This is a genomic window from Microcoleus sp. ARI1-B5 (genome assembly GCF_036705795.1).
Classification (GTDB): Bacteria; Cyanobacteriota; Cyanobacteriia; order Cyanobacteriales; family Microcoleaceae; genus Microcoleus.
On record NZ_JAUBVK010000064.1, the window covers coordinates 2,501 to 5,797 of the forward strand.

General features: G+C 50.7%; 2 rRNA genes. Both read left to right on the forward strand.

The features are described 5' to 3' along the window. Positions 1 to 103: 103 nt before the first annotated feature. Positions 104 to 2,982, forward strand: a 23S ribosomal RNA gene (locus QUB63_RS34740). Between the two features lie 144 nt (positions 2,983 to 3,126). Continuing rightward, positions 3,127 to 3,239, forward strand: a 5S ribosomal RNA gene (rrf, locus tag QUB63_RS34745). Positions 3,240 to 3,297: the final 58 nt, after the last annotated feature.

The window sequence follows — 3,297 nt, forward strand, 5'->3', positions numbered from 1 at the left end:
GAAAGGGTTGAAGTTGTTTACGGCATAACGCGTCAGGTGAAAGACCTGGCAAGTCCTTGAAAGATTAGACGGCGGTGTTTCGCAAGAAACGTCAAAGTTATAGGGTCAAGTGACTAAGAGCATGTGGTGGATGCCTTGGCGATTACAGGCGACGAAAGACGTGATAGCCTGCGATAAGCTTCGGGGAGCTGGCAAATAAGCTTTGATCCGGAGATTTCTGAATGGGGAAACCCACCTCGCAAGAGGTATCGCATGATGAATACATAGTCATGCGAGGCGAACCGGGTGAACTGAAACATCTCAGTAGCTCGAGGAAAAGACATCAACCGAGATTCCGAAAGTAGTGGCGAGCGAAATCGGAAGAGCCTTCTATTGATAGCACGACTGTTAGCAAAACGGAATGGAAAGTCCGGCCATAGCAGGTGATAGCCCTGTATGCGAAAACAGACGTGTGGTACTAAGGTAGAGACAAGTAGGGCGGGACACGAGAAATCCTGTCTGAATATGGGGGGACCATCCTCCAAGGCTAAATACTCGTAATCGACCGATAGTGAACCAGTACCGTGAGGGAAAGGCGAAAAGAACCCCGGGAGGGGAGTGAAATAGATCCTGAAACCGCATGCTTACAAAAAGTAGGAGCCCGCAAGGGTGACTGCGTACCTTTTGTATAATGGGTCAGCGACTTACATTCAGTGGCAAGGTTAACCGAATAGGGAAGCCGTAGAGAAATCGAGTCCGAATAGGGCGAATCAGTCGCTGGGTGTAGACCCGAAACCAAGTGATCTATCCATGGCCAGGATGAAGGTGCCGTAACAGGTACTGGAGGTCCGAACCGACTAGTGTTGCAAAACTAGCGGATGAGCTGTGGATAGGGGTGAAAGGCTAAACAAACTTGGAAATAGCTGGTTCTCTCCGAAAACTATTTAGGTAGTGCCTCAAGTATTACCGTCGGGGGTAGAGCACTGTTTAGGCTAGGGGGTCATGGCGACTTACCAAACCTATGCAAACTCCGAATACCGACGAGTACAGCTTGGGAGACAGAGCACCGGGTGCTAACGTCCGGACTCAAGAGGGAAACAACCCAGACCGCCAGCTAAGGTCCCTAAAATTGGCTAAGTGGGAAACGAAGTGGGAAGGCTAAAACAGTCAGGATGTTGGCTTAGAAGCAGCCATCATTTAAAGAAAGCGTAATAGCTCACTGATCGAGTCGTCCTGCGCGGAAGATGTAACGGGGCTAAGCCAGTTACCGAAGCTGCGGATTTGCAATTTATTGCAAGTGGTAGGAGAGCGTTCTGTAGGCCTGTGAAGGTGTCTGGTAACGGATGCTGGAGGTATCAGAAGTGCGAATGCTGACATGAGTAGCGTTAAAGGGGGTGAAAAGCCCCCTCGCCGTAAGCGCAAGGTTTTCTACGCAACGTTCATCGGCGTAGAGTGAGTCGGCCCCTAAGGCGAGGCAGAGATGCGTAGCTGATGGGAAACAGGTCAATATTCCTGTACCGATCAATAGTGCGATGTGGGGACGGAGAAGGTTAGCTCAGCCAACTGTTGGATATGTTGGTTCAAGCCTGTAGTCGTGCCTGGTAGGCAAATCCGCCGGGCTTAGATGAGGGGTGATAACGAGTCTGCTTGCAGACGAAGTGAGTGATACCCTGCTTCCAGGAAAAGCCACTAAGCTTCAGCTATTGACGACCGTACCGCAAACCGACACTGGTGCGCGAGATGAGTATTCTAAGGCGCTTGAGAGAACTCAGGAGAAGGAACTCGGCAAATTGATACCGTAACTTCGGGAGAAGGTATGCCCCAAGTAGGTGAACCTGTACAAGGCGAGCCCAACGGGGTTGCAAAAAATCGGTGGCTGCGACTGTTTAATAAAAACACAGCACTCTGCAAACACGAAAGTGGACGTATAGGGTGTGACGCCTGCCCGGTGCTGGAAGATTAAATGATGGGGTGCAAGCTCTTGATTGAAGTCCCAGTAAACGGCGGCCGTAACTATAACGGTCCTAAGGTAGCGAAATTCCTTGTCGGGTAAGTTCCGACCTGCACGAATGGCGTAACGATGGCCACACTGTCTCCTCCTGAGACTCAGCGAAGTTGAAATGTTTGTGATGATGCAATCTCCCCGCGGAAAGACGGAAAGACCCCATGAACCTTTACTGTAGCTTTGTATTGGACTTTGAACAGATCTGTGTAGGATAGGTGGGAGGCTTTGAAGTGAGGTCGCTAGATCTCATGGAGCCAACGTTGAAATACCACCCTGGTGTGTTTGAGGTTCTAACCTAGGTCCATTATCTGGATCGGGGACAGTGCATGGTAGGCAGTTTGACTGGGGCGGTCTCCTCCCAAAGCGTAACGGAGGAGTTCGAAGGTACGCTAGTTACGGTCGGACATCGTGACGATAGTGCAATGGCATAAGCGTGCTTAACTGCGAGACTGACAAGTCGAGCAGATGCGAAAGCAGGACATAGTGATCCGGTGGTTCTGTATGGAAGGGCCATCGCTCAACGGATAAAAGGTACTCTGGGGATAACAGGCTGATACCGCCCAAGAGTTCATATCGACGGCGGTGTTTGGCACCTCGATGTCGGCTCATCTCATCCTGGGGCTGTAGCCGGTCCCAAGGGTATGGCTGTTCGCCATTTAAAGAGGTACGTGAGCTGGGTTTAAAACGTCGTGAGACAGTTTGGTCCCTATCTTCCGTGGGCGCTGCAGATTTGAGGAAGCCTGCTCCTAGTACGAGAGGACCGGAGTGGACACACCTCTGGTGTATCGGTTGTCACGCCAGTGGCATTGCCGAGTAGCTAAGTGTGGAAGAGATAACCGCTGAAAGCATCTAAGCGGGAAACTCGTTTCAAGATGAGATCTGCCGGGGCCTTGAGCCCCCTAAAGAGTCGTTCAAGACCAGGACGTTGATAGGTCAGGTGTGGAAGCGCAGTAATGCGTTAAGCTAACTGATACTAATTGCTCGTGCGGCTTGACCCTATAACTTTGATTGCCAACGCAAGTAATTGCGATAAGCTCAAAGATTGTTATGCCAAGTTGACGCAGTCAAAAGACACAAAAATCTGATTCCAAACTCTATGAATTCGTTGTGTTGCTCCCAGAGCAGCCCGACACCAAGTTATGCCTGATGACCATAGCAAGTTGGTACCACTCCTTCCCATCCCGAACAGGACAGTGAAACGACTTTGCGCCGATGATAGTGCGGGTTCCCGTGTGAAAGTAGGTCATCGTCAGGCTCTTACAGCCCAAACCGCCCTTCTGCTCGTTCGAGTAGAAGGGCGTTTTGCTTTGCGG